The 25,253-nt window shown below is 43.0% G+C and carries 21 protein-coding genes; 12 read left to right on the forward strand and 9 right to left on the reverse strand.

The window, feature by feature from the left end:
- The first annotated feature begins 231 nt into the window (after window positions 1-231).
- Window positions 232-1,833, forward strand: a complete 1,602-nt coding sequence (locus B9Y69_RS13935; protein WP_085473587.1) for a S41 family peptidase — start codon at window positions 232-234, stop codon at window positions 1,831-1,833.
- Here B9Y69_RS13935 and B9Y69_RS13940 read toward each other — a convergent pair.
- The 5 genes from B9Y69_RS13940 to uvrA are packed head-to-tail and all read right to left on the reverse strand — an operon-like array spanning window position 1,830 to window position 9,305.
- On the reverse strand, window positions 1,830-2,954 hold the full coding sequence (locus B9Y69_RS13940; protein WP_085473588.1) for an endonuclease/exonuclease/phosphatase family protein: 1,125 nt from the start codon (window positions 2,952-2,954) through the stop codon (window positions 1,830-1,832). The two genes, B9Y69_RS13935 and B9Y69_RS13940, sit on opposite strands and share 4 nt — an antisense overlap.
- 3 nt (window positions 2,955-2,957) lie before the next feature.
- Window positions 2,958-3,836 carry a rhomboid family intramembrane serine protease gene (locus B9Y69_RS13945; RefSeq protein WP_085473589.1) on the reverse strand — a complete coding sequence of 293 codons (879 nt, stop codon included), beginning with the start codon at window positions 3,834-3,836 and terminating at the stop codon, window positions 2,958-2,960.
- Between the two features lie 3 nt (window positions 3,837-3,839).
- A complete protein-coding gene (locus tag B9Y69_RS13950; RefSeq protein WP_085473590.1) occupies window positions 3,840-4,550 on the reverse strand; it encodes a rhomboid family intramembrane serine protease in 711 nt (236 codons plus the stop codon).
- A gap of 15 nt (window positions 4,551-4,565) precedes the next feature.
- Window positions 4,566-6,434 carry a DNA mismatch repair endonuclease MutL gene (mutL, locus tag B9Y69_RS13955; RefSeq protein ID WP_085473591.1) on the reverse strand — a complete coding sequence of 623 codons (1,869 nt, stop codon included), beginning with the start codon at window positions 6,432-6,434 and terminating at the stop codon, window positions 4,566-4,568.
- A 12-nt stretch (window positions 6,435-6,446) separates the two neighbouring features.
- On the reverse strand, window positions 6,447-9,305 hold the full coding sequence (gene uvrA, locus B9Y69_RS13960; protein ID WP_085473592.1) for an excinuclease ABC subunit UvrA: 2,859 nt from the start codon (window positions 9,303-9,305) through the stop codon (window positions 6,447-6,449).
- 310 nt (window positions 9,306-9,615) lie between these two features.
- On the opposite strand from uvrA, the gene B9Y69_RS13965 reads away from it, so the two are divergent.
- Window positions 9,616-10,662 (forward strand): DUF2157 domain-containing protein, encoded by a 1,047-nt coding sequence (locus B9Y69_RS13965; protein ID WP_085473593.1) that lies wholly within the window; start codon window positions 9,616-9,618, stop codon window positions 10,660-10,662.
- On the opposite strand, the gene B9Y69_RS13970 is transcribed toward B9Y69_RS13965, so the two are convergent.
- The 3 genes from B9Y69_RS13970 to B9Y69_RS13980 form a co-directional block, all read right to left on the reverse strand.
- Window positions 10,655-11,071 (reverse strand): OsmC family protein, encoded by a 417-nt coding sequence (locus tag B9Y69_RS13970; protein ID WP_085473594.1) that lies wholly within the window; start codon window positions 11,069-11,071, stop codon window positions 10,655-10,657. The two genes, B9Y69_RS13965 and B9Y69_RS13970, sit on opposite strands and share 8 nt — an antisense overlap.
- A 145-nt stretch (window positions 11,072-11,216) precedes the next feature.
- On the reverse strand, window positions 11,217-12,539 hold the full coding sequence (locus B9Y69_RS13975) for an SGNH/GDSL hydrolase family protein (protein WP_085473710.1): 1,323 nt from the start codon (window positions 12,537-12,539) through the stop codon (window positions 11,217-11,219).
- Between the two features lie 5 nt (window positions 12,540-12,544).
- On the reverse strand, window positions 12,545-13,765 hold the full coding sequence (locus tag B9Y69_RS13980; protein ID WP_085473709.1) for an OmpP1/FadL family transporter: 1,221 nt from the start codon (window positions 13,763-13,765) through the stop codon (window positions 12,545-12,547).
- 247 nt (window positions 13,766-14,012) lie between these two features.
- On the opposite strand from B9Y69_RS13980, the gene tpx reads away from it, so the two are divergent.
- Complete coding sequence (gene tpx, locus B9Y69_RS13985; RefSeq protein ID WP_085473595.1) at window positions 14,013-14,510, forward strand: thiol peroxidase; 498 nt, start codon at window positions 14,013-14,015, stop codon at window positions 14,508-14,510.
- A gap of 52 nt (window positions 14,511-14,562) precedes the next feature.
- Here the strand turns inward: tpx and B9Y69_RS13990 are convergent, their stop codons facing one another.
- A complete protein-coding gene (locus B9Y69_RS13990; protein ID WP_085473596.1) occupies window positions 14,563-15,735 on the reverse strand; it encodes a trans-sulfuration enzyme family protein in 1,173 nt (390 codons plus the stop codon).
- Window positions 15,736-15,868: 133 nt separating this feature from the next.
- Here B9Y69_RS13990 and surE point away from each other — a divergent pair, with 133 nt between their 5' ends.
- From surE to hflX, 9 genes are all read left to right on the forward strand, one after another.
- A complete protein-coding gene (surE, locus tag B9Y69_RS13995; RefSeq protein WP_085473597.1) occupies window positions 15,869-16,654 on the forward strand; it encodes a 5'/3'-nucleotidase SurE in 786 nt (261 codons plus the stop codon).
- On the forward strand, window positions 16,644-16,910 hold the full coding sequence (locus B9Y69_RS14000) for a hypothetical protein (protein ID WP_085473598.1): 267 nt from the start codon (window positions 16,644-16,646) through the stop codon (window positions 16,908-16,910). Before surE ends, B9Y69_RS14000 begins: the two co-directional genes overlap by 11 nt.
- A gap of 32 nt (window positions 16,911-16,942) precedes the next feature.
- Window positions 16,943-17,848, forward strand: coding sequence for a menaquinone biosynthesis family protein (locus B9Y69_RS14005; RefSeq protein ID WP_085473599.1), 906 nt, complete (start codon window positions 16,943-16,945; stop codon window positions 17,846-17,848).
- A gap of 116 nt (window positions 17,849-17,964) precedes the next feature.
- Window positions 17,965-21,267: a preprotein translocase subunit SecA gene (gene secA, locus B9Y69_RS14010; RefSeq protein ID WP_085473600.1), complete on the forward strand. Its 3,303-nt coding sequence runs from the start codon at window positions 17,965-17,967 to the stop codon at window positions 21,265-21,267.
- Window positions 21,268-21,284: 17 nt separating this feature from the next.
- Complete coding sequence (locus tag B9Y69_RS14015; protein ID WP_085473601.1) at window positions 21,285-21,755, forward strand: SPOR domain-containing protein; 471 nt, start codon at window positions 21,285-21,287, stop codon at window positions 21,753-21,755.
- Between the two features lie 15 nt (window positions 21,756-21,770).
- Entirely contained in the window at window positions 21,771-22,961 is a 1,191-nt protein-coding gene (locus B9Y69_RS14020) for a M20 metallopeptidase family protein (RefSeq protein ID WP_085473602.1), read from the forward strand.
- A 14-nt stretch (window positions 22,962-22,975) separates the two neighbouring features.
- The gene (locus B9Y69_RS14025; RefSeq protein WP_144036587.1) at window positions 22,976-23,545 is read left to right on the forward strand and encodes a hypothetical protein; all 570 of its coding nucleotides are present in this window, start codon (window positions 22,976-22,978) and stop codon (window positions 23,543-23,545) included.
- Complete coding sequence (locus B9Y69_RS14030) at window positions 23,545-24,033, forward strand: GNAT family N-acetyltransferase (RefSeq protein ID WP_085473604.1); 489 nt, start codon at window positions 23,545-23,547, stop codon at window positions 24,031-24,033. The genes B9Y69_RS14025 and B9Y69_RS14030 overlap by 1 nt, the downstream gene beginning before the upstream one ends.
- A 21-nt stretch (window positions 24,034-24,054) precedes the next feature.
- Window positions 24,055-25,245: a GTPase HflX gene (gene hflX / locus B9Y69_RS14035; RefSeq protein WP_085473605.1), complete on the forward strand. Its 1,191-nt coding sequence runs from the start codon at window positions 24,055-24,057 to the stop codon at window positions 25,243-25,245.
- The last annotated feature ends 8 nt before the right edge of the window (window positions 25,246-25,253 follow it).

The following is a 25,253-nucleotide window of genomic DNA, read 5'->3' on the forward strand; positions in this document are numbered from 1 at the left end:
TGTTTGTTGATCAAACATAATTAAACTTGCTTACCTGTGCAAAAAAATCAGTTTTGATGGATATTTTTTTGTTTTTCACGGATGTAAATGCCGTGCTGGATAAAATTTTACGTAAAAATTATATAGCAATGACACTATTATAGTCTTTGGACTACATTTTGCTACTTATGGTGTTAATTAACCCCATATTATTTGAAAAAACAATAGTAATTTTGCACCGAAAGATTGACCATGCAGAAAGGTACCAAACGTAGTTTATTTGTCGCAGCGACTTATGCTGCCGTATTGCTTTTGGGTATTCTTTTAGGACAGAATTATGTGGACGAAGAAGGAAGTAAGCCCGGGAGCAGTTTGGTGCCTATTGGCCTTTCGGATAATACCTGGAAAATCCAGCAACTCATCGATCTGATATCCAATTCATATGTCGACAGTGTCAACGTTGATTCCGTGCAGAACGGTGCCATTAACCATATCATATCACATTTAGATCCTTATTCCAGCTACCTGGTGCCTAACGAAGCACAGCGGCAGACCGAAATTTTAGATGGTACTTTCGAGGGGATTGGTATGGAGTATTTTAATTTAAAGGATACGCTGTTGGTCGTTTCGTTGATCAATAATGGTCCAGCGGATAAAGCGGGCTTTCGGGTTGGGGATCGTTTGTTGCGGGTGAATAACCGGACGGTGGCGGGGGTTAGTGTGTCGCAGGAAGAGATGGAGAAGCTAATTCGTGGGAAGCGTGGAACGGCGGTTAATGTGTTTGTGCAACGAAATGGTGTTGAACTGCCGAATGCAATCAAGGTTATTCGAAATCAGGTCACCGTTAGTTCATTGGATGTGGTGTATATGATTGAACCTACGGTGGGTTATATCAAGGTTCGCCGCTTTGGCATGAATACCGGTGAAGAATTTCAGGCTGCTATTGTTGCTTTAAAAAAGCAGGGGGCTAAACGATTAATCTTAGATCTACGCGATAATGGTGGTGGATATTTTCATATTGCGATTAAGATGGCGAGTGAGTTTTTTAAAGACCGTCGTTTGATCGTATATACAGAGGGGGCACATGAATTGCGTCAAGATTATTTCTCGGATGAGAGTGGGGGCTTTGCGGATGGCAGCCTGGCTGTATTAATAAATGAAGAAACGGCTTCCGCGAGTGAGATTGTGACGGGAGCGATACAGGATTGGGATCGCGGTGTTGTGATTGGCCGACGTTCGTATGGGAAAGGGATTGTGCAAGAGCAGTATGATTTTTCGGACGGTTCGACAGTAAACTTGAGTATAGCGCGGTACTTTACTCCCTTAGGGCGTAGTATACAGAAAAAGTATACCCCGAACTGGTCCAATATGATGGACTTTAATACGATGTATAAAGGCTTATGGGCGCTTGATACCTTGTATAATCATGGACAAACTTATACGACGAAAGCAGGGAAAGCGGTCTATAGTGGTGGTGGTATCCTCCCGGATATTCAGATGCCTCGAGATTCTAATATTAACGAGTCGCCGTATCAAGATCTGGTTCGGTACGGCTTTATTGATCAGTTTGTATATGGTCGATTCACAAAAAAGTTGCCGGCCTATTCCATTGAAAACTTCCTGTCGGGATATAACTTGCCAGACAATGAATATCATGCTTTTATTGATTTTGTTCGTAAGGCTGGCATCGCTATTTCCGATAAAAAGAAGAATGAATTAAGAAATACGATCGAAAGTGATATTGAGGCTTTGGTTGGACGTTATTACTTTGGTCGAGAGGCTTATTTCAAAGTAAAGAATAGAAGAGATCTTTTTGTGAAGCAGGCTTTACAACATTTTAGCGCGCTACCCTAGCGGCTTGTAAGCAAGATATCAGCATATACCGGATAGTGATCGGATAGTTTTTTCTTAATAATCTTATAATTATTTACCTGGAATTGTTTACTGCATAAAATGTAATCGATTTGGAAAAACGGTAACATCTCATAGTGTGTAACACCCCATCCCTGTCCTTTTTCTTGAAACGTATTCCGTAGGTTTTTACGGATATGGTTGACACTATATGACATTGGCGTATCGTTGAAATCGCCCATAACGATGATAGGATGCTGTGTAGAATCGATATGGTTTTTCAAGGCGGTAGCCTGTTGACTACGTTTCGCAAATGCATACTTTAGCTTACGTCCTAAACGACGGGAAGCGCCCTCATTTTGTTCCGAGTTGGCGGATAGATTCTGAATAAACTCTTTGTCCTCATTTTGTAAAGCGAAGGAGCGAAGGTGAACATTGTATACCCGTATGGTATCCTCGGCCTTGACAATATCGGCAAAGATAATGCGGTTAATACCGTACTCGTTGTGTGCAATAATCCCTGAATTTACAATGGGAAACTTCGAGTATATTATTTGACCATAACCTTCGGAGTTACTCTTCATCGCAGGTTCAAAATAAAAGCTTCTGAAGCCGATCTGATCATTAATTTTGTCACTCAATTTTTTGGAGCCCTTTATTTTCGTGAAAAATTCCTGAAAACAGAGGACATCGGGATTGGTTTCTTTAATAATCTCCAGCACTTCTTTTTTGATATCACTGCCCGGGGTCTCTTTAACATCCTTGAATAAATGTGCGTTGAAAGTCATGACCCGCATGGCATCCTGATCCTTTTTCGGCTCTTGTTCTATTTTGCTACGGAAGCCGACATGCTGGGTCAAAAGGTTCCATCCCAACAAGATAGGTATCAACGTAAATAATGCATATTTAGGGCGACGTAAAAACCAATAGGCAACAAAGCCAAGGTTAAGGAGCAAGATAGGAAGGTAGCCTAAGCCAAAGAAAGCAATTGGCCATATCGTTTCGGGGTTGATAAATGCGGCCGAATAGCTTAGTAATAGCAGTATAACTGCAATAATATTGCAGATAAAGACTGTTTTACTGAAAAAACCAAGATTCTTTTTGAAGAAAGTTTTTTTTGCCATTTGCTACGACTCGCTCTTACTTGCTTTAAATAGTACTTCTTTTTCGTGTGAAGTTAAGCTTTCGTAGCCTCCTATCGAAATTTTATCTAATATTTCATCGATCTCCACTTGATTGGGCATATCGGAGGGGTGACGATTGCCCCGTGCAGTATTGGTTTGTTTATTGTGATGTACCACACGTAGTTTGCTACGCTTTTGTTTACGTTGGAATAGTTGACTGAAGTCACGACCTGCTTGAAGCTGGTTGAGATACAGGGCGCCCCACGCGGCAGTCACTAAAACAGCAATGGCTCCCGCTTTGTTGACCAAAGCGTAGAATATTATGGATAATGCGATATAGAAAAAGGCGATATACCGAAGCTGCACATTTCCGAAAAGAAAGAGGCGTACCTCCATCTTGGGTACGAGCATGGTCGTTGCGGCAACAAGGGCTACGATCCCGAAGGTTGAGGTATGGAACGATTGCTGTACGCTACGCTGTAAGGCCGGGATACCTCCGAGCAATAGGAATGTAACGGCTCCAACCATAATGGCCGAAAAATATAGATAGAGCATTTGCCGTTTATTCAGAAAAACGAGAAACGTATTACCGATCCAAAATAGCCAAAGGCAGTCAAACAGGAGTTGAAAGATACCCGTGTATAAAAACGGGAAGGTCAGTAATGACCAGGGTTGTGTCAGGAACTTGTCAAAGGATAATGGAAGGCTTAGGAAGCTTACACTGTAGTCGTAGTATGGTGTTTGAGTGAGTCCAACTTCGCGGAGTAAGTCAAAAATATGAATCAGCACAAAGAGTAAGACCTGGATGGTAATAATAACAGGTATAGGGGATGCTCCCTTATATGTATTTTGCCAAAAAGTCTTTAAACTACTTTGTTTCATATGTTAGATTCCTCTCCTTATGCCCCATATTTTTATCAAGATATAACCAAATAAAGCGCCGCCTACATGTGCTAAATGGGCAATAGAACCGCCAGCATCTGCAAAACCTAAATATATCTCTATGAGTATCAATATAGGTATAAAAATCTTTGCTTTGATAGGGACAGGTATAAAAAAGAGATAAAGTGACATGTTTGGGAATAAGTATGCAAAAGCAAGCAGTAGACCATAGATCGCTCCCGATGCGCCCACTAATGGGGTTCCATAGATGGACGTTAATGTGGAGAAATCTGCTTCGGATACTTTAAGGTTGGACGACACCTGATTGTTCAACATATCAAAGTGTAAAAATTGTGCTGCCCGTACGGTTCCCGCAATATTGTATACCTCATAGGCTTGAACGCCATATTGTAGCACCAAGGCGCCAATTCCACAGATAAAATAGAAATTCAAAAATCTTTTCGACCCCAGTACCTGCTCAATGATAGAGCCGAACATAACCAACGAGAACATATTGAAGAAAATATGCCCCATGCTACCGTGCATAAACATGTAGGTAATGACTTGCCAAATATGAAAGAAAGGGGAGTCTGGATAGAAAACACCAAAAAGCCGTACCGAAAGCGGGAAAATAGCAGATCCTATAAAAAAGAGGACATTAATGATCAACAAATTCTTGACGACCGGAGTCATATTTGAAAAGAGATTATTCATATATCGTTCGTATCATTAGTTTTTGCCGAATCTCTCCATGAGTTCCTGCAGTGTTATGGTTATTATTACAGGTTTTCCATGTAGCGATACATTCGGAGACTCTGTCGCAAAAAGCTTATCGATAAGCTCTGCCATCTCCTGGTTATCTAAGGACTGTCCTGCTTTGATTGATGCATTTTTTGCCAAGCTGCGTGCGAGATTCTCTCGTTTGCTTAGTTTCAACGCATCTTTATTGTTCTTAAAATCTTCTAACAGCTGTTCTAGTATTTTTGTTTCATTAACATTGCTTCCCAAGTCCGCCGGAATCCCGTCTACAATATAAGTTGTTTTTCCGAAAGGGCGCAATTGAAAGCCTAAGGACTGGAGCTCTGGAAGAATATCATCCATAAGGGTAAAGTCTGCTGCATTGAGTTCAATGGTTTGTGGAAACAAGCTTTGTTGACTAATACCTTTATTGTTCTCGAGTTGTTCTTTGTAGTGCTCAAAAAGGATACGCTCGTGTCCAGCCTGCTGATCAATAAGCATTAAACCGGAATGTATCTGAGAAACTATAAAACGGTTATGAAGTTGAAAAAATTGTTTCGGAGCTTCGCTACTGCTTGTGGTTGCTGTCGATTTATCTTCTTCACTTTCTATTGGGAGCAATGGCAGTTGCTCGGCATCGTCACGCTCGGTAATTTTATATAAGGTATCCCAGTTTTGGGGTATCCCGGCTTTCTTTTCAAAGCCTTCCGCATAAGCGGTAGATCGTGCCGAAGCATTGGACTTGATATCCTCAAAAGGATTGAAATCTGGGTTGAACGTGATGGTTGGCGCCTGTATCTCGTCCAGCGGCTTCGTCGATATAAAACTACTGAAGCTGGTATCTTGATCAAAGTCCAGGGTTGGCGTGATATTATAGCGACCTAAAGATCGTTTGATGGCAGAACGTATAATGGCATAGATGGCCTTATCGTCCTCGTACTTAATTTCCGTTTTCGTAGGGTGTACGTTGATATCAATCTTTGCGGGGTCGATATCGATGAACAGGACATAAAGCGGAAATGTTTCAGCCGGAAGAATTTCTTCGTAGGCATTCATCACGGCGTGATTTAAGTACGGATCTTTGACAAAGCGCTTGTTTACGAAGAAAAATTGCTCTCCGCGTGTCTTTTTTGCGAACTCTGGCTTTCCTATAAACCCATTGATCGTAATGATGGATGTATCCTCTTCTACGGGGACAAGTCGTTGGTTATAGGTGTTTCCAAAGAGGTGTACAATGCGTTGTTTCAATGTCTCTGCCGGCAGGTGAAACAGCTCGTTCCCATCACTGTGCAGACTAAAAAAGATTGCTGGATTTGCTAATGCAATGCGTTGAAATTCATCAATAATATGACGGAGCTCGACAGAGTTGCTTTTTAGGAAATTGCGTCGCGCAGGGATGTTGTAGAATAAATTTTTTACTGATATGCTGGTACCTGCCGGTAGTGCTTCTGGGCGTTGATCGATAATCTTAGAACCCTCGATTTCAATGATGGTCCCGAGCTCATCTTCTACACGTCTCGTTTTTAGCTCTACTTGCGCAATGGCGGCGATAGAGGCCATAGCTTCGCCACGGAAGCCCATGGTGCGGATTGCAAATAGATCTTCGGCCTTACGGATTTTTGAGGTCGCATGCCGCTCAAAACAAAGTCGTGCATCGGTGATGCTCATACCACAACCATTATCGATGATTTGGATCAACGTCTTTCCGGCATCTTTTACAATAAGTTTTATTTTGTCTGCTCCAGCATCGATTGCATTTTCTACAAGTTCTTTAACGGCTGAGGCTGGGCGTTGCACCACTTCCCCTGCGGCAATTTGATTGGCTACCGAATCTGGCAATAACTGAATGATATCCGACATACAAGAACAAAGTTACGAAAATGATTGCATCTCTAATTTTAAAAACCGTGCGGTTTCATTTTTCTTTTCCTTGATTAGATCTTCAGGAACGCCGGCAAACATTAACTGACCACCATTTCTACCTCCTTCTGGTCCCATGTCGATAACCCAGTCGGCAGTTTTTACCACATCCAAGTTATGCTCAATAATCAGTACGGTGTTGCCGCGGTCTACTAATCGGTTGATTACCCCAAGCAAGACATTGACATCTTCAAAGTGCAGTCCTGTAGTTGGTTCATCCAAGATATAGAAGGTGTTTCCGGTATCTTTCTTGGAAAGCTCTGTCGCAAGTTTAACCCGTTGTGCCTCTCCACCAGACAAGGTTGTAGATGATTGCCCTAAGGTCAGGTATCCCAGGCCTACATCTTGCAAGGTTTTTATCTTGCGGTAGATGGAAGGGATATTTTCAAAGAATGGTACCGCCTCATCGATACTCATGTCGAGCACGTCCGAGATAGATTTTCCACGGTAGCGCACTTCCAATGTTTCGCGGTTATAACGCTTGCCCTGGCATGTTTCGCATGGAACTTGCACATCGGGCAAGAAGTTCATCTCGATAATCTTTAGTCCGGCTCCCTGACAAGTTTCACAGCGTCCCCCTTTTACGTTAAAAGAGAACCGCCCTGGTTTGTATCCTCTGATTTTTGCTTCAGGGAGTTGTACAAAAAGGGTACGAATATCGGAAAAGACTCCCGTATAAGTCGATGGGTTAGAGCGTGGTGTGCGGCCAATCGGACTTTGGTCTATTTCGATGACTTTGTCAATATGTTCTAATCCTTCAATGCTTTTATATGGCATTGGCGTTGCTTTCGCGCGGAAAAAGTGCTTGTTTAAAATAGGGTATAATGTGCCTGTGATCAAACTCGATTTACCAGATCCCGATACCCCCGTTACTAAGGTTAAGGTACCTAGCGGAAAGTCCACATTGACATTCTTGAGGTTGTTACCTGTCGCACCTTGGAGGGAGAGCTTCAGCCCACTTCCTTTTCGGCGTGTGGTAGGAATGGCGACTTCTTTTGAACCATTGAGATAGCTCGTCGTTAATGTATTGGCCGCTAAAATTTCTTTTGGTGTGCCTTGTGCCACGACTTCCCCGCCGTTTACACCTGCAGCAGGTCCCATATCGATTACATAATCGGCATGTAGGATCATGTCCTTGTCGTGTTCGACAACCAGAACAGAGTTGCCGATATCGCGTAGGTTCTTCAATGAATTAATTAACCGTTCGTTGTCCCGCTGGTGTAGACCGATACTCGGCTCATCTAAAATGTAGAGTACATTTACCAGTTGTGATCCGATCTGTGTGGCTAAGCGGATACGCTGTGCTTCACCTCCAGATAATGTCTTAGAGGAGCGGTCCAGGCTGAGGTAGCTCAAGCCTACATCCAAAAGGAAGCCAATGCGTGCTCTAATTTCTTTTAAGATTTCCGCGGCGATGGTATTCTGTCGATCATTAAGTCTTGTTTCGATATTTTCGAACCAAGCGCTCAACGTCGTCATATCCATGCTGGCAAGTTCAGAAATGTTTTTGTTGTCGACTTTAAAGTGCAGGGATTCTTCCTTAAGTCGGGCGCCTTGGCAAGAAGGGCACATCACCTTTGTCCGGAAATCATCCAGTACCGGGGCGTCGTCTGATCCGCGACCATTGAGTTCTTCCAGCAGCTTGAAAATACCGGAAAAAACAACATTGTACTCGCGAGAACCATAGCTCCCATACGAAACGGTTAGGGATATATCTTCTTCGCCTCCAAATAACAATAAGTCGATGTGTTCATCACTTAATGTGCTCGCTGGTGCTGTAAGAGAGATGTCAAATTTCTTGGCGACAGCTTTTACGACTTGAAACGTCCATGATTCACGGGCTGGTCCCAAAGGTAATATTGCACCTTTCTGAATGCTTAGCTTCTTGTCCGGAATTACACTGTCTTTATCAATTTCAAAAATATAGCCCAGTCCGTCGCATTTCGCACACGCGCCGTAGGGTGAATTAAATGAAAAGGTGTTAGGTTGAGGCTCATCGTAAGAGATGCCGGACTCCGGATCCATTAAATAACGGCTAAAGAAGTGCTCTCTGCCCTCTTTGTTGGCAATTTTGATAATGCCTTTGGCACTCTTCATGGCCTGCATGACCGAGGTGTATAATCTTTTGCTATCGCCCTCCGTTGCATAAAGACGATCGATAACAATTTCTATGTCGTGGATCTTATAACGATCTACTTGCATCTTTGGTGCGATATCTAAAATCTCGCCATCCACGCGTACTTTTGAGTAGCCTTGTTTACGAATTTGCTCAAATAGCTCCCGGTAATGTCCTTTCCGCCCTTTCACGGCTGGTGCAAGAATATAGATCGGTTCGTCTTTAAACTCCGTTAGGATTTTCTCGACAATTTGTTCTTCCGACATGCGCTGCATCAGCTTGCCGGTTGCGTAGGAATATGCTTCGCTGGCGCGGGCATAAAGAAGACGCAGAAAATCGTAGATCTCTGTAATCGTGCCTACAGTCGATCGCGGGTTTTTGTTTGTTGTTTTCTGTTCGATAGAGATCACGGGACTCAGTCCAGAGATTTTATCGACATCAGGGCGCTCCATACCGCCCAAGAATTGTCGGCTATAGGCCGAAAAGGTTTCCATATAGCGACGCTGTCCTTCGGCATAGATGGTGTCAAAGGCTAATGACGACTTCCCACTACCGCTCAATCCGGTGATGACTACCAGTTCATTTCTTGGAAAGGTAACATCGATGTTTTTTAGGTTGTGTACGCGGGCACCAAATACCTCAATTTCATTTTGTTCGCCTAAATCTATGTGGTCTTCTTGTTTGGAGGCACTCATTTGTTTCTTGATTTTGTTTCTTTTTTGCAAATAAAACGCGCTTGAACCGTAGCTACGGCCACTTAAGTTTGACCGTGAGAACGGAAATCACTATAGCGTTGAGCAGACCTTATTGTCGTTCGGCTACGGTGTCAACCTACTGAATACGAGGTTTTCATCGTTCGGTTTTTTGCAAGATACAAAGGTACAGTTTTTTGAGCGTAGTGCAGCGGTTACGGAAGGAGGAAATAGCCATTTTTGATTTTTAGATGATGCTTAACGTTTTATTATTGTTAATTTGTAAGTTGATTCTGTAATATACACATATACCTTGAAAAAATTAGATTTAAGTAAGCAAGAGAAAGAGGTTGTCGAAACAGCGTTGTCCTATTGGCAGGAGGCGGATCGCCTGTCATCTGAAAAAGTGGAGGAGTTACGCGGCACAATCGATGAGAAAAGCTTTGAGTGGAAAGTATTGGCACGTTATGCCTTCTGGATAGCTTTAGTATCCTTGATTTTCGCTGTTTTTTCACTCTTTGCCGATAATACGCTCGTTCGTTTTATCGAAGGATTCTACGAGACACCCAATATTGTTTTCTGCTTGTTTTTTGGGGTCGTGGCGGTTGTGTTCTACTTCTTAGGCTTTAGGAATAAGAGCAAGTATCCGGAGAAAACCTTTTCCAACGAAACCCTGATGTTGGCAGGCGCTTTTTCTACAGCAGCGTGTATAGGCTTCTTAGGCCAGATTTTGGACCGTGGAACGAGTAATTATACATTGTGTTTCTTGCTGTCAATAGTCATTTATGCGGTGCTTTCTGTGAAGTTGGATTCGAAATTAATCTGGGTTTTTACGTTGGTTGCCTTGGGGATTTGGTTTGCTACTGAGACGGCCTATCGCAGTAATTGGGGCTTTAAATTCTGGGGGATGAATTATCCCTTGCGTTTTACGATATTCGGGTTCCTGTTGACTGCTTTTGCCGTATGGGGACAACCTCGCATCAATGCCTTGCGACCATTTCAGTCTACAAGCTATGTGATTGGACTTTTATATACCATGATTGCGCTGTGGTGCTTGTCGATCTTTGGGAATTATTCCAGTTTTGATGACTGGTCGCAAGTGCGTCAATATCACATTCTTTACTGGGGCATTTTAGCGGTGGTACTTTCTTTGGCGTTGGCCTTATACGGAATGAAGACCAAGGATAACGCTTCCCGTGATATTGGTTTTGTGTTCTTTATATTAAACTTGTATACCCGATTTGTGGAATACCTCTGGGATAATATTAACCGGACCATCTTCTTCTTGGTGTTGGCTGTTTCTTTTTGGTTTGTGGGAAGATGGGCCGAGAAAATATGGCGTAAAGACGATGCTAGTTGATCTTAATGCTATAGGTGATGTCAACGCCTCCCGCAGCAAGCATGTCGTGAACAGAGCAGTATTTTTTTACCGCTAATTCTGCTGCTTTCTGTGCTTTTTCAACATCAATATCTCCTTTTAGAGAGAACGAGATGTGAATCTTTGTGAAGATATTTGGTATTTCTTCGCGACGATCTCCGGCGACCTCTACGTGTATGTCTTGTACGTCCTGGCGTTGTTTTTTCAGGATCGTGCTGAGATCGAAGACACTGCAGGAACCAAGTGCCATCAGGACCAGTTCCATCGGGCGAACACCTTTTCCTTCACCACCAATGGCTTCTGAACCGTCAATATTTACTTTCACTGTCGACGATTCACTCGACGCTTCAAAGTGAACCGCATTATTTTTTCTCGCTAATTGAACTTTCATTATAAACAAATTTAATTATCAAATTTAACCAAAAGAAAGGACTTTGTCTAGCGGCTTTGCTGCATATATAACAAAACCCTGTTGCTATGCTTCTGCTAGCGACAGGGTTTTGTCTTGTTGGGTATCTTATACGGTGCTAATTTTCTTATGGGAATTTTACACCCCTGTATTGCGTCGCATCAATTTTTGTAATGCTGCTGTTGTATGTTGCATTAATGGCATCGATAAACAAGTTTGCGATTAATGCGTTGCCCATTGGCGTCAGGTGAATGCCATCTAAGGAGAACGCATTACCGGTAATGAAATTTGCGTTGACGCTGAGTCCGTTATAAACAATGCCTGGGCTCTTAACGCGGTTCAGGTATGCATGTGCATCAGCGATAGCAAGCCCTTTTCTTTCGGCAGCCTTCTTGATGATATCGTTAAATTCCGTTGTCCGTTGTTTGATGACCGCTATTTCATCCGTGTCGAGCACATATTTGCTTTCAACAGGGTTCGAAGGGTGGAGGCCGTATGGAGCAGGGTTGCCCGGCGATGGTTTACCCAAAAGTCCGGCGGACGAGAATGGAAGGACAAACATATCGTTGTCCGTTGCTGGGCGCATGCCTTTCGACGATGTGATGTAGATGTCCTTTAATTCCGAGCCTGCGGCCGCGCTGGCAGCAGCAAGAAGCGCTTTACGGGTGACGGTTGTAAAATAAGGTACCGCGGTTACATCCGGAATCGTTGCCACAATACCCTTTTGTTGTTTAAGCGTTAATGCATCGATAAAGCTATTATATAGCTGGTTGAAAGTCGCCGTTGATGTTAAGACCGTTGTTCCATCACCAGGTACGGTAACAGCACCATTTGTCGCATAACCCAGGATGTCGTTATTCCCTAGCCAAAAGCTAAAGAAAGTGTGGTCCTTTGTTGTTGCAAAGTCGAAGTAGCGATAGGTTCCTGGTGTATTATCCGCCAGCAAGCGTTCAAAGAATGGATTGCCTTGAACTGTTCCAATACCCGGAGCAAAAGCCATGTCTAAGCGCATGCCTGGTACGCCAAGGTTATTTATCTCCTCGGTATATTTGGTGTATAAGGGTTTTCCCGCTGGGTTGGCTCCTCGAATAGCAAGCTCTGTGGTTACATTTTCCATGACTGGCTGCCCGTTAACGAGGTCTTTGAGACGCAAATAGCCTGATCCGTTGCGCTGTGCTTCTGTGAAAAAAGGAGACTTAAAGTCGCTACCGCCCGTATGCTTCAGTTGGGCGGCAATTAAGTTGGGATAAGCCACTTGCTGTCCTTCTAGGTAAAGTCCGCCATCGGCAAAACCTGCCGTTAAGGAGTTTCCAATAGAAATATATTTAGAGAAGTTAGCTTCTCCAGCACTTGGTTTTACGGCATCTAGCTCCGGCTTGCATGAAAACAGAAAGGCGGTAGAGGCTGCGGCAAGCAGTAAAAACTTGTTGTAGTTGAATATCTTCTTCATCGTGATTACCATTTATAAGTTAACGAAATACCTGGGGCGTGGATGTTTGTCACATATGTTCCAGAAAGATTGGTAACAGCACTGGTGACAGAACGTTTCAATAAGTGTTGAAAAACATAGGCGCCCGTCAGCGACCACTTGTCATTCACCTCGTAGGTAAATCCGGCCGAAGCCATCACCCGGTTGTTGTCTGGGGTTTCTGGAGAAACATAATTCGCCTGAACAGGAGTAAACACATAACCTGCTCCGGCGCGAAGAGCTAGTTTATCCGTTGTTTTATAATTTACGCCCACTTTACCGGAGAATGCATTTTCGTATTTTTTAGGTTGTTCGGTGTCTTGTAAGACCGCCGTATTGTCCTTATAATCGAATACCAGCTCCTTGTAGATATCGTACCCTAAGAAAGTTCCGTCGGCAGCAATATCTACACGTTCACTAACCGGGAAGCTCACTCCAATATTAAAGGAGGCTGGCAAAGGCAGTTCCGCACTGAATGTAGTGTTTGGGAAAGAGGCAGCCAAGGCGGGAGGTACCGTGAATTCCGCATCGCCGTCTTTCAGTTTGGTGTTAATTTTTGAACGGTAGCTCAAGGATATGGCTATCGTGTTTTCTAAATGATAGTGCACGCCTACGTTATAGCCCATTCCTGTTCCTACGCCAGAGAGCTCTGCTTTTCCTGAAGCAGCGTCTGCGGAAGCTAAAGGAATAGAGCGTCCAAGATCGACAAGGCCAATATTATAGATGAAGCCACCACCGATACCGAAGTTTTCTGTTAATTTGAAACTGATGGTTGGTTGTATGTAGATGGCGCGCATCTGCAAATAATTTAGTTCATATTTGCCGGGCCATTGATCCCCCCAGTCTACGGATCCCCCAAATGGGGTGTATATACCTAAGCCGGCTTTCCACCACGTGTCTTTAGGGCCAAATGTGGCAAACACAGAAAAAGGTGGAGTAATCTTAAATTTGGTGTGGTGTACATCCATACTGTTTGCCTCCCGGAAGGCCGAACGGTACATAATACCACTAACACCTGCCGAAATTGCATTGTGATCCATCTTTGACAGGGCTCCAGGACTGTAAAAAATTGAAGATTCGTCAATGAAGAGAGCTGATCCAGCGCCAGACATACCGACAGCTTTCAAGCTTTGCGTGTTTACTTGTGACCCCTGTGCAAACAGTAGTGTTGGGCTGGCAAGTAATAATCCGAGTAGTAATCTTTTCATACGTTTATAATCTTTCTGTTCAATAGTCGTAAAGCTTGTTCTTGCTGTACGCTTCTTTCTTTGGTTACTGATGTTGTCCACCTTTGGCGGGTGGATGTCCCTCTTTAAATATATTATGCTAACATAGCTTTTTTTTATTTCATAAACAAATTTTAACCGCAGTTAAATAGTAACAAATTTTAGGCCATGGATTTTTAAGAAGATCTTCGTATCTTAACAGCATATATTCATTTAACATTCTAAACAAATGGCTAAAATTTCATTTAAAGGAAATAGTATAAATACACAGGGTGATTTACCTCAGGTTGGGTCGAAAGCACCAGATTTTAAGCTTACTGCGGGAGATCTTTCGGAGAAAACATTGTCAGATTTTGCCGGAAAGAAAGTGATTTTAAATATTTTTCCAAGTATAGATACCGGTACATGTGCGGCCTCAGTACGTACATTCAATGTGGAGGCTGCGGGGTTGTCAAACACTGTGGTGCTTTGTATCTCTAAGGATTTACCTTTTGCACAAGGTCGCTTCTGCGCGGCAGAGGGTATTGATAATGTTATTACACTTTCTGAATATAAGGATTCAAACTTTTCAGATGCATATCAGCTGAAGATCGTAGACGGGCCATTGGCCGGTTTGTTGAGCCGTTCGGTGGTGGTCATTGATGAAAATGGCGTGGTAACGTATACAGAACAGGTCGCGGAGACGACCGAAGAACCAAATTACAAACAAGCGCTAGCGGCATTGTAATTGGTAAGATATTCTAAATAAAAAAGGGGTTGCGTTTTGCGCAACCCCTTTTTTATTTAGAAGCTTCTAATGCCTGGAGTATGTCTCCAATAATGTCTTCTTGGTCTTCAATACCAACGGAGAGACGTATTGTACCCGGTGTGATGCCCAGTGACAAACGTTCTTCTTCACTTAGTTTAGAGTGCGTTGTTGACCCTGGGTGTGTTGCGATTGAGCGTGCATCCCCTAGGTTGGATGTGTAAAGAATCATCTCTAGAGCATCCAAGAAGCTGTAGGCGCGTTCTTTTCCACCTTTTACTTCAAATGTTACAATTCCGCCACCAGCTTTCATTTGTTTTCTTGCCAATTCATATTGTGGGTGAGAAGGCAAGAATGGGTAGTTTACTTTGGTGATTTCGGTGTGCTGTTCTAAGGCTTCTGCCAGCGCTAGTGCATTGGAGCAATGTTTATCCATGCGGAGTCCCAGTGTATCCAAGCTCTTGGATATGGTCCAAGCATTGAATGCGGACATTGCAGGACCGGTATGACGGATAAAGAACATCAGCTCATTAATAAGCTGTTGCTTTCCTACAGCGACACCTCCCAAAACACGCCCTTGACCATCCATATATTTTGTTGCGGAATGAATCGATAGGTCGAACCCATAGCGTAACGGCTTTTGTAGGTATGGCGTCGCAAAGCAGTTGTCAATGATGAAAATAATCTGTGGGTATTTTTTCTTCAGCTCGCCCAGGAAACTTAAATCAGCTAGCTCTAGCCCCGGGTTGGATGGTGACTCGAGGAAAAGAATCTTTGTATTGGGTTGTATTGCTTTTTCCCAGGCCTGATTATCCACGGCATCGACGTAGGTCGTTGTTACTCCCCAACGCGGCAATAATTGGGTAAACAACTGGTGGGTTGATCCAAAAATTGCTTTTGCAGAAACGATATGATCGCCGCTTCGTACAAATCCAGCAAAGGAAGCAAAAATAGCCGCCATGCCCGATGCGAAAGCTAGACCTGCTTCGGCTTCTTCTAGGATGCAAACTTTGTTGATAAATTCCGTTGTATTCGGGTTTGCATAACGAGAATAAACCATGCCTTCTTCTTCATCGGCAAAAATGGCACGCCCTTGTTCTGCGCTATCAAAAATAAAGCTGGAAGTAAGGTATAGTGGAACCGAATGCTCTCGTGTAGCAGAGCGAGGAGCCTGTTCTCTAATGATTTTAGATTGATCTTTCTTCATGATGAACAAATTTAATTTTTTTTGGTCTACTACTTTAGTATATTTTCTTTTTTTTCTTCCACTATTCTCGAGATGCTCCTTTTAGGTATCGGAATAGAGCGATATTTCATTAGGTTTTTCCTAAATTCGCATTATGGCAAAGAAGAATGTAAATATCTTGGTCGTTAATGACGATGGTATTACGGCTCCAGGAATCAAGGTTCTGTTGGAGGAGATGAAAAAGTTGGGAAATGTCGTTGTTGTTGCGCCCGATAGTCCACAATCTGGGATGGGGCATGCAATTACCATTGGACGACCACTGCGCCTGGATAAGATAGATCTTTATGAAGGTGTGGAGATGTATAAGTGTTCGGGAACACCCGTGGACTGTGTGAAGCTAGCGATTCATAAAATATATAAAGGTAAGAAGCCTGACATCTGTGTTTCTGGAATTAATCATGGACTAAATTACTCCATTAATGTGCTTTATTCGGGCACAATGTCGGCGGCTGTCGAAGGGGCGATTGAAGGAATCCCTTCGATTGGATTTTCGTTGGATGATTTCTCCCATCAGGCCGATTTTTCCTTCTGTCGCCCATACGTGTTAGGGATTACGGAACAAGTACTGAAAAATGGACTGCCGAAAAACACCCTGCTTAATGTAAACTTCCCACGAGGAGAGGAAATTAAAGGAATTAAAATCTGTCGTCAAGCGAATGGCAGTTGGGTGGAGGAGTTTGAGGAGCGTACGGATCCACATAATAGAGATTACTTCTGGATGACGGGTAAGTTTGAGCTCAACGACCGAGGGGAGGAGACCGATGTATTTGCCTTGCATAATGGTTATGCTGCGGTTGTGCCGACCCAGTTTGATATGACGGCTCACCATGCTATTCCGGAAATAAATTCATGGAGCTTTGATATAAAGGATGAAAAATAATTTTTGGCTCGGCCTGTTGATCGGAAGTGTCTTTCCGGGGATTGCTTATTTATTAACACAATATAGTACGGTGGCGACCTCGCTTTTTGAGGGTAAGGAAATCGGATTCTATGTACTAGCTGTCGCTATTAATCTGTTTTTGGTGCGGCTGTTTTATCGACGTGACACGCAGCAGGATAAGGTTGCAAAAGGGATTGTTTTCGTGACTTTTATCGCCCTAATCCTTTTCCTATATACACATAAAATTATAGCCTAATGCGTGTTCGGCTTATTTGTTAGATAATGACTATGAAAACAATTACCTTGGGGTTCTCCCCATGTCCAAATGATACGTTTATTTTTGATGCGTTGATACATGGTAAGATCGATACAGGGGGATTAACCTTTGCGGTGGAGTATCATGATGTGGAAACGTTGAATCACCAAGCTTTTGCTGGCGCTTTGGATGTAACAAAGCTAAGCTATCATGCTTTTGCCTATGCTGCGGATACCTATGAACTACTTGATGCAGGGAGTGCTTTAGGATTTGGGGTAGGACCTTTGTTGATCGCAAAAGACGTGGCTTTGGTTGAGCAGCTGCAACAGGTCTTGGATGACACGACGGGGAGCAGTCTGGATCAAAGTAAAATTCGGGTCGGTATCCCTGGAAAGTTTACGACGGCCAATTTCTTGTTGGGTCTTGCTTTTCCACAATTAGTAAACAAAGTTGAGTTGGTGTTTTCGGATATTGAAGAAGCTTTGCTTGATGGGCGGATTGATGTAGGTTTAATAATTCACGAGAATAGGTTTACTTATCAAGATAAGGGGTTACTAAAGGTGGTTGATCTGGGGGATTACTGGGAGCGTACGACCGGTTTTCCGATTCCTTTGGGTGGGATTGTAGTGAAGCGGAGCCTGGATGCTGATCTGAAGTTAAAAATCAATACATTGGTGCGGCAAAGTGTGCAGTTTGCTTTTGAAAACCCGAAGTCGGGTCTTGCCTATATCAAACAGCATGCGCAAGCGATGGAGGAAGAAGTGATGTATAAACATATTGAGCTGTATGTGAATCGTTTTTCGGAAGATTTGGGCGAAGAAGGGAGAGCTGCGATCCAATATATGTTTGATGAAGCACAACAGTTAAATATTGTTCCGGAGTCACGTCAAAAATTGTTTTTGACAAACCGGGAGGAAAGCGAAAAAAAAACAGTGTAAAAGCCTGTTAGTTATCACATGTAATAATTAAATTTGCCCGATTAGTGCCAAAATGTCTGCCAAATGCAATTGGAGTCATTATTGCACAGCGGAAAACGGAGAATTAAAAAAATATTATGTTAAAATTTTTAAGTAAATTATTTGGCAGTAAGTCTGAGCGAGATATTAAATCAATCCAACCTATTGTAAACAAGATTAAGGACGAGTACGAAAAGCTGTCGGCGTTGTCGAATGATGAGCTTAGGGGAAAGACATTAGATTTTAAGGAACGGATCAAAAATTACCTTGCTGATATCGATAGTGAGGTAGCGGAATTAAAAACGGAAGCCGACAAGGACGATGTTGATATGGGCAAGAAGACCGAGCTCTATGAGAAGGTCGATAAGCTTGCAAAAGACCGAGATAAGAAGTTAGAGGAAATATTAGCGGATATTCTTCCGGAAGCATTTGCTGTCGTGAAAGAAACCTCACGCCGTTTAACGGAGAATGCACAACTTGAAGTAACAGCAACGGATTTTGACCGCGAGTTAGCGGCTCGTAAGCCGAATGTGGTTGTTCAAGGCGATAAGGCTATTTGGAAAAACACATGGACAGCCGCAGGTACGGAGGTGACATGGAACATGGTGCATTACGATGTGCAGTTGATCGGTGGTATCGTATTACATCAAGGTAAGATTTCCGAGATGTCGACGGGTGAGGGTAAAACACTCGTAGGTACCTTGCCTACCTATTTGAACGCATTGAGCGGACAAGGTGTACACATTGTAACAGTGAATGACTACTTGGCACGTCGTGACTCCGAGTGGAATGGTCCTTTATTTGAGTTCCATGGCTTAAGTGTTGATTGTATCGATAAACACCAACCGAATTCACCACAGCGTAGAAAAGCGTATTTGTCGGATATCGTATACGGAACCAACAATGAGTTTGGTTTTGACTACTTACGTGACAATATGACGCAAACGCCGGATGCGATGGTGCAACGTAAGCTTCATTTTGCGATGATCGATGAGGTCGATTCGGTATTAATTGATGATGCTCGTACACCATTGATTATCTCCGGCCCAATTCCTCGTGGTGATGAACATGAGTTCTATCAGTTGAAACCACGGATCGAACGTTTGGTAAATGCGCAGAAAGCATATATCAACACGGTCTTCAATGAAGCGAAGAAAGCAATTGCTGCGGGTGATGCAGATGTTGAACGTGGTGGTATGGCTTTGTTGAGAGCCTTCCGCGGTTTACCAAAAAATAAGGCTTTAATTAAGTTCTTATCAGAAGGAAACCATAGACAAATCTTACAGAAAGTAGAAAACTACTATATGCAAGAGCAAAACCGTAATATGCCGAAGGTGGATGCGGAATTGTTCTTCGTTATCGATGAGAAAAATAATCAGGTTGAATTAACCGAGAAGGGTATTGAGTTGATTACGGCTTCAGGTGAGGATCCTTCATTCTTCATCCTTCCAGATGTTGGTTCTGAGATTGCTGATATTGAAAGAGCTGATATTTCTTTAGAAGAGAAAGCACAACGTAAAGAAGAGTTATTACGTGACTATTCGATTAAGTCGGAGCGTATCCACTCGATCAACCAATTGTTAAAGGCATATACCTTATTTGAGATTGATGATCAGTATATCGTTGATGAAGGTAAAGTAAAAATCGTAGATGAGCAGACAGGTCGTATTATGGACGGTCGTCGTTATTCCGATGGTTTGCACCAAGCGATTGAGGCTAAAGAAAACGTGAAAGTCGAAGATGCGACACAGACGTATGCGACGATTACATTACAGAATTATTTCCGGATGTACCATAAGTTGTCAGGGATGACGGGTACCGCTTCAACGGAAGCGGGTGAGTTGTGGGAAATCTACAAATTGGATGTGGTTGAAATACCTACTAATCGTCCAATCCAGCGTGATGACCGTCAGGACTTTATTTACCGTACGGCGCGTGAGAAATACAATGCGGTAGCGCAAGAAATTCAGCAGCTTACGGAGCAAGGTCGCCCTGTATTGGTGGGTACTACTTCCGTAGAGATTTCGGAGTTGTTAAGTCGTATGTTGAAGTTGCGCGGTATTAAACACAATGTGTTAAATGCGAAGCTTCACCAAAAAGAGGCAGATATCGTTGCAGAAGCAGGCCGTCCAGGCCAGGTAACGATTGCGACCAACATGGCAGGTCGTGGTACGGATATTAAGCTTACCGAAGAGGTGAAAAATGCTGGTGGTTTAGCGATCATTGGTACAGAGCGTCACGAGTCTCGTCGCGTTGACCGTCAGTTACGTGGTCGTGCGGGTCGTCAAGGAGATCCGGGTTCGTCTCAGTTCTTCGTTTCCTTAGAGGATAACTTGATGCGCTTATTTGCATCAGAACGTATCTCTAATATCATGGTGAAGATGGGTGTTGAGGAAGGCGAAGTGATGCAGCATAGTATGTTGACTAAATCTATTGAGCGTGCACAACGTAAAGTAGAGGAGAATAACTTTGGTATCCGTAAGCGTCTATTGGAGTACGATGATGTGATGAACTCGCAACGTACGGTAATCTATACAAAACGTAAAAATGCCCTTTTTGGAGAACGTTTGGACGTTGATTTGAACAATACAATTTTTGATGTTGTTGAGGATGTTGTTGCTGAAGCAAAAGAAGGCGGAACATACGAAGATTTTCAAATTGAGATTATCCGTTTGTTTGCTGTAAATCCGGAGATTTCTGCGGAGCAATTTGCACAAGGTAATGTGGAAGGATTAACGGATACATTATTCCAACAGATTATTACACACTACCACAACAAAGCAACGCATATTGCGAACCAAACACTTCCTGTATTAACAAATGTACTGGCGGAGCGTGGAGCGATGATTGAAAATGTGGTTGTTCCATTTACAGATGGAATTCGTGGCATACAAGTTGCGACGAATTTGCAAAAAGCAGTTGAAACCGAAGGTAAAGAAGTCTTCAAATCTTTTGAAAAAGGCGTGGTTCTTGCTTTGATTGATGAGGCTTGGAAAGAGCATTTGCGTGAAATGGATGACTTGAAGCAGTCGGTTCAAAATGCGGTTTATGAGCAGAAAGATCCGATTATCATTTATAAAATGGAAGCGTACAACTTGTTTAAATCCATGTTGGCAACCATGAATAAAGATATCGTGAGTTTCTTGTTTAAAGGTGATATTCCAGGACAACAAGAATCGGAAAATGTACAGGCGGCACGCCCGGCTCCGGCACCATCTGCACAAATAAAAGCAACGAAACAAGAACTTTCTTCGCCAACGGGTGTTTCTGAAGAAGATAGAGACACAAGAGAACAACAAGTTACGCAGCCTGTTAAGAAAGAACAGACCGTAGGTCGTAATGACGAATGTCCTTGTGGATCAGGTCTTAAGTATAAGAACTGCCACGGAAAGAATAGTTAAGAAAATAGTAAATAAAGATGTTAAGAAAAGGGTTGGTATTATTTTTTGTTTGTGTAGGCGTGTCGCATTTTGCTAAAGCACAGACAGGACTAGTAGAGGTAAATAAGGATTCGTTGATCACTTTACTTCAGGCATTTAGAGCAGATAATAATATCAACCCTACAAATACCAAGACCGTTGTTAAGCTGGGTGCAGCAAAGGAGGCTCCTGTGGAGAAGAAGGTTGCCCGTCGCGTCAAAGTACGTGGATTTAGGGTTCAGATTTTTTCGGGGGGTAACCGAAACGATGCTTCGGCTGTACAGTCTCGATTTCAAAGTGTCTACAGTGATGTAGGCAGTTATATGACGTACGATGAACCTAATTATCGGGTGAAGGTGGGCGACTTTAGAAATCGTGCTGAAGCGACCAAGTTTATGCGTGAGTTGCGTGGTCAGTATAACAATGTATTTGTCTTCACTGAAGATATCTGGGTTTATGTCTACGAGTAACCTATCCTAAAGCCTATGTCCACAATAAAGGATCAAGTCCAGCAACTGGCGGCCCGTTTTTTTGATCAAACGGTAGCAGAACGTCGTCACCTGCACCAAAATCCCGAGCTTTCTTTTGAAGAGTACAACACGTCGGCTTTTGTCGCGGAACAGTTGACAGCTTTGGGCATTCCTTTTGAGGTAATGGCCGGCACAGGAATCGTTGGACTTATTCGGGGAGATAAGAGTTCGGAACAAGTTATTGCGCTCCGTGCAGATATGGATGCGTTACCTATTCAGGAAGTGGAAGGACGTGTTTATGGGTCGAATAAAGAGGGGGTTATGCATGCTTGTGGGCATGATGTTCATACCGCATCCTTACTCGGTGTAGCCCGTATCTTGCATGCTTTGCGCGCCTCATTCGGCGGCACAATAAAACTGATTTTTCAACCGGGAGAAGAACGTCTTCCAGGCGGGGCTTCTCTTCTGATTAAAGAGGGGGTTTTGGAAAACCCGAGTCCGCAAGGAATAATCGGGCAGCATGTGATGCCTTTTATTGAAACGGGAAAAGTGGGATTCCGAGCCGGAAAGTATATGGCTTCATGCGATGAACTCTTTATGACCGTTAAGGGAAAAGGAGGGCATGGCGCACACCCACATCAGAATATTGATCCAATTGCCATCACGGCACAGATAATTACGGCATTGCAGCAAGTTGTTAGTCGGAATGCCGACCCACGTACCCCAACGGTACTTTCTTGGGGAAAGATTGTGGGCAATGGAGCAACAAATATTATTCCGGATGAAGTGTACTTGGAAGGAACATTCCGAACATTCGATGAAGCTTGGCGGGCTGATGCTCACCAGAAGATGGTCAAAATGGCGACCAGCATCGCAGAAGGAATGGGTGCGGTTTGTGATTTTGAAGTACGCAAGGGATATCCTTACCTCATCAATGAAGAGGTGATAACGAACGCGTCGCGAGCATATGCGGTGGAGTATTTAGGGAAAGAGAATGTTTTAGACTTAGATATTTGGCCTGCGGCGGAGGATTTCTCGTACTATTCACAAGAGATTGATGCTTGTTTTTATCGCTTAGGAACCGGGAATAAGGCGTTGGGTATCGAGTCGGCGGTACATACACCGACATTTGATATCGATGAACGCGCATTAGAAATAAGTATCGGCCTTATGGCTTATATCGCCCTACGCCAACTGGGTGAATAGAATATGAAAGAAGTATGTCGTCACATCACATTGTTCGAGAAAACCAGGAGCCGGCTTTATTGGTGGCTTCCTTATCGGCGCTAGATCGTGAATATCTCGGTCAGCTCCTAGAATGGAGCCCTACTATTTTTGCAGATGACTATACCATAGATTTCTTACAAGCGGATGGAATTAAGGTCGATTTTATCGTTTCTAACCGTGTTTTGTCAAACCTTGACCTTCAAGAACAAACACAGGTTATTCCGCTCTTACATGATTTTATTACGGATGGTTTAAATTATCTGAACCAGAAGCAGTATAAAGCTGTTAATATCTTGTGCGATACAATTCCCGCTGCGATAACCGATTTTTGTAACGATATTAATATTGTTCTTTTTATGTCTGGTCGGCGGTATGTGTTGGTGCAGGAACAATATGAGAAATGGAAACGTGCGGGTGATTTGATTTTTGTACACGAAAATCAATTAAAGTCACTGGTGGGAATTCGCAAAGAAGCGGAAGATACTTTTGTGGTGGAGCAAGACGGATTTATTTATTTGGGGTTTAATACACCTGATTTTGTTTTGATAGGAGAAGATATCTAATGGAGATAGTGACGGCTACGGCAGAGCATTGGACGACGATTGCACAGATTGCGACGCTAAGTTGGCAGACGGGATATGCTGGTATTCTTTCGGATCAGCAGATTGATTTTATGTTGAATAAAGCATATTTCGAGCAGGATTTTGAAGGTGCTACGGCTTTGGGAAATACTTTCTTCCTTATCAAAGACGAAGAAAAGGAGGCGGGTTTTATCACGTTGTTATCCCAGGAAGATAGGCTTCGCATTGAAAAGCTCTACCTCTTGCCTAGCGTGCAGGGAAAAGGATTGGGAAAAGCTTTAATAGACTTTGCTGCAGAGCACGCGTTAAATAATGGGATTGACGTTTTAGAGCTGAATGTAAATCGCGGAAATAAGCATGCTTATGCTTTCTATATAAAGCAGGGTTTTGTGGTGACAGAAACGGTAGATATTCCTTATTTCGATTACGTGCTGGATGATTATGTGATGCAGAAAAGACTGCGTAAATAATTAAGAAAAAGAAAAGAACACATGGGAAAAACGAAAATATATGATACGGCGGTAAAACCAGAAGTTGCTGTTTTGGTGTCTGTTATTACACCTGACGTAACGGAGGCTAAAGCGCATGAGTATCTGGAGGAGCTAGCCTTTTTGGTGGAGACTGCCGGAGGTATCGTTAATGGAATCTATACACAAAAATTGCAATATCCCGATAAAGCAACCTTCGTGGGAAGCGGGAAGTTGGAAGAGATTAAAGCCTATATCAAGGCTGAAAATATTGATATGGTTGTCTTTGACGATGAACTATCGCCTTCGCAGCTTCGTAATATAGAGAAGGAGTTTCAGGTAAAGGTTTTGGATCGTTCGAACTTGATCTTGGATATCTTTGCGAAACATGCAAAGACTGCTCAAGCGAAAACACAAGTGGAGCTTGCGCAACTTCAATATTTATTGCCGCGCTTAACACGGATGTGGACCCACTTGGAGCGTCAGCGTGGTGGTATTGGTATGCGTGGTCCCGGAGAGAGCCAGATCGAGTCGGATAGACGGATGATCTTAAACAAGATTTCCTTGCTGAAAGAACGTTTAAAAGCAATTGATAAGCAGAATGAGACACAACGGAAGAGCCGCGGCGAGCTTATTCGTGTGGCTTTAGTGGGATATACGAATGTGGGGAAATCCACCATTATGAATATGATCTCCAAGTCGGATGTACTTATTGAGAACAAACTGTTCGCTACACTTGATACCACGGTGCGAAAGGTGGTTATTGATAACCTTCCCTTCCTTTTATCTGATACCGTAGGTTTTATCCGGAAGTTACCTCACCATTTAGTGGAGTGCTTTAAGTCTACGTTGGATGAGGTACGTGAAGCAGATGTATTGATCCATGTGGTTGATATCTCACACCCGAATTTTGAGGATCATATTATTGCGGTGAATGAAACACTAAAAGATCTTGACGCACTGGATAAACCGGTGATTACGGTGTTTAATAAAATTGATGCCTATAAGCCCCCGGTAGAAGAAAATGATGAAGGAGAAGAGGTTAAGGTAACCTTGGATGATTTTAAAAACTCTTGGATGGCGAAGAATGCGGATCCAGCGATTTTTATTTCGGCAACGGATAGGCTGAATGTAGAAGAATTTAAAGAGAAACTATATGAAATTATCGTGAAGATGCACAACGAACGTTATCCATATAACAATCTATTGTACTAATAGAACGA

It is taken from the genome of Sphingobacterium psychroaquaticum (genome assembly GCF_900177625.1).
GTDB classification, from domain to species: Bacteria; Bacteroidota; Bacteroidia; order Sphingobacteriales; family Sphingobacteriaceae; genus Sphingobacterium; species Sphingobacterium psychroaquaticum.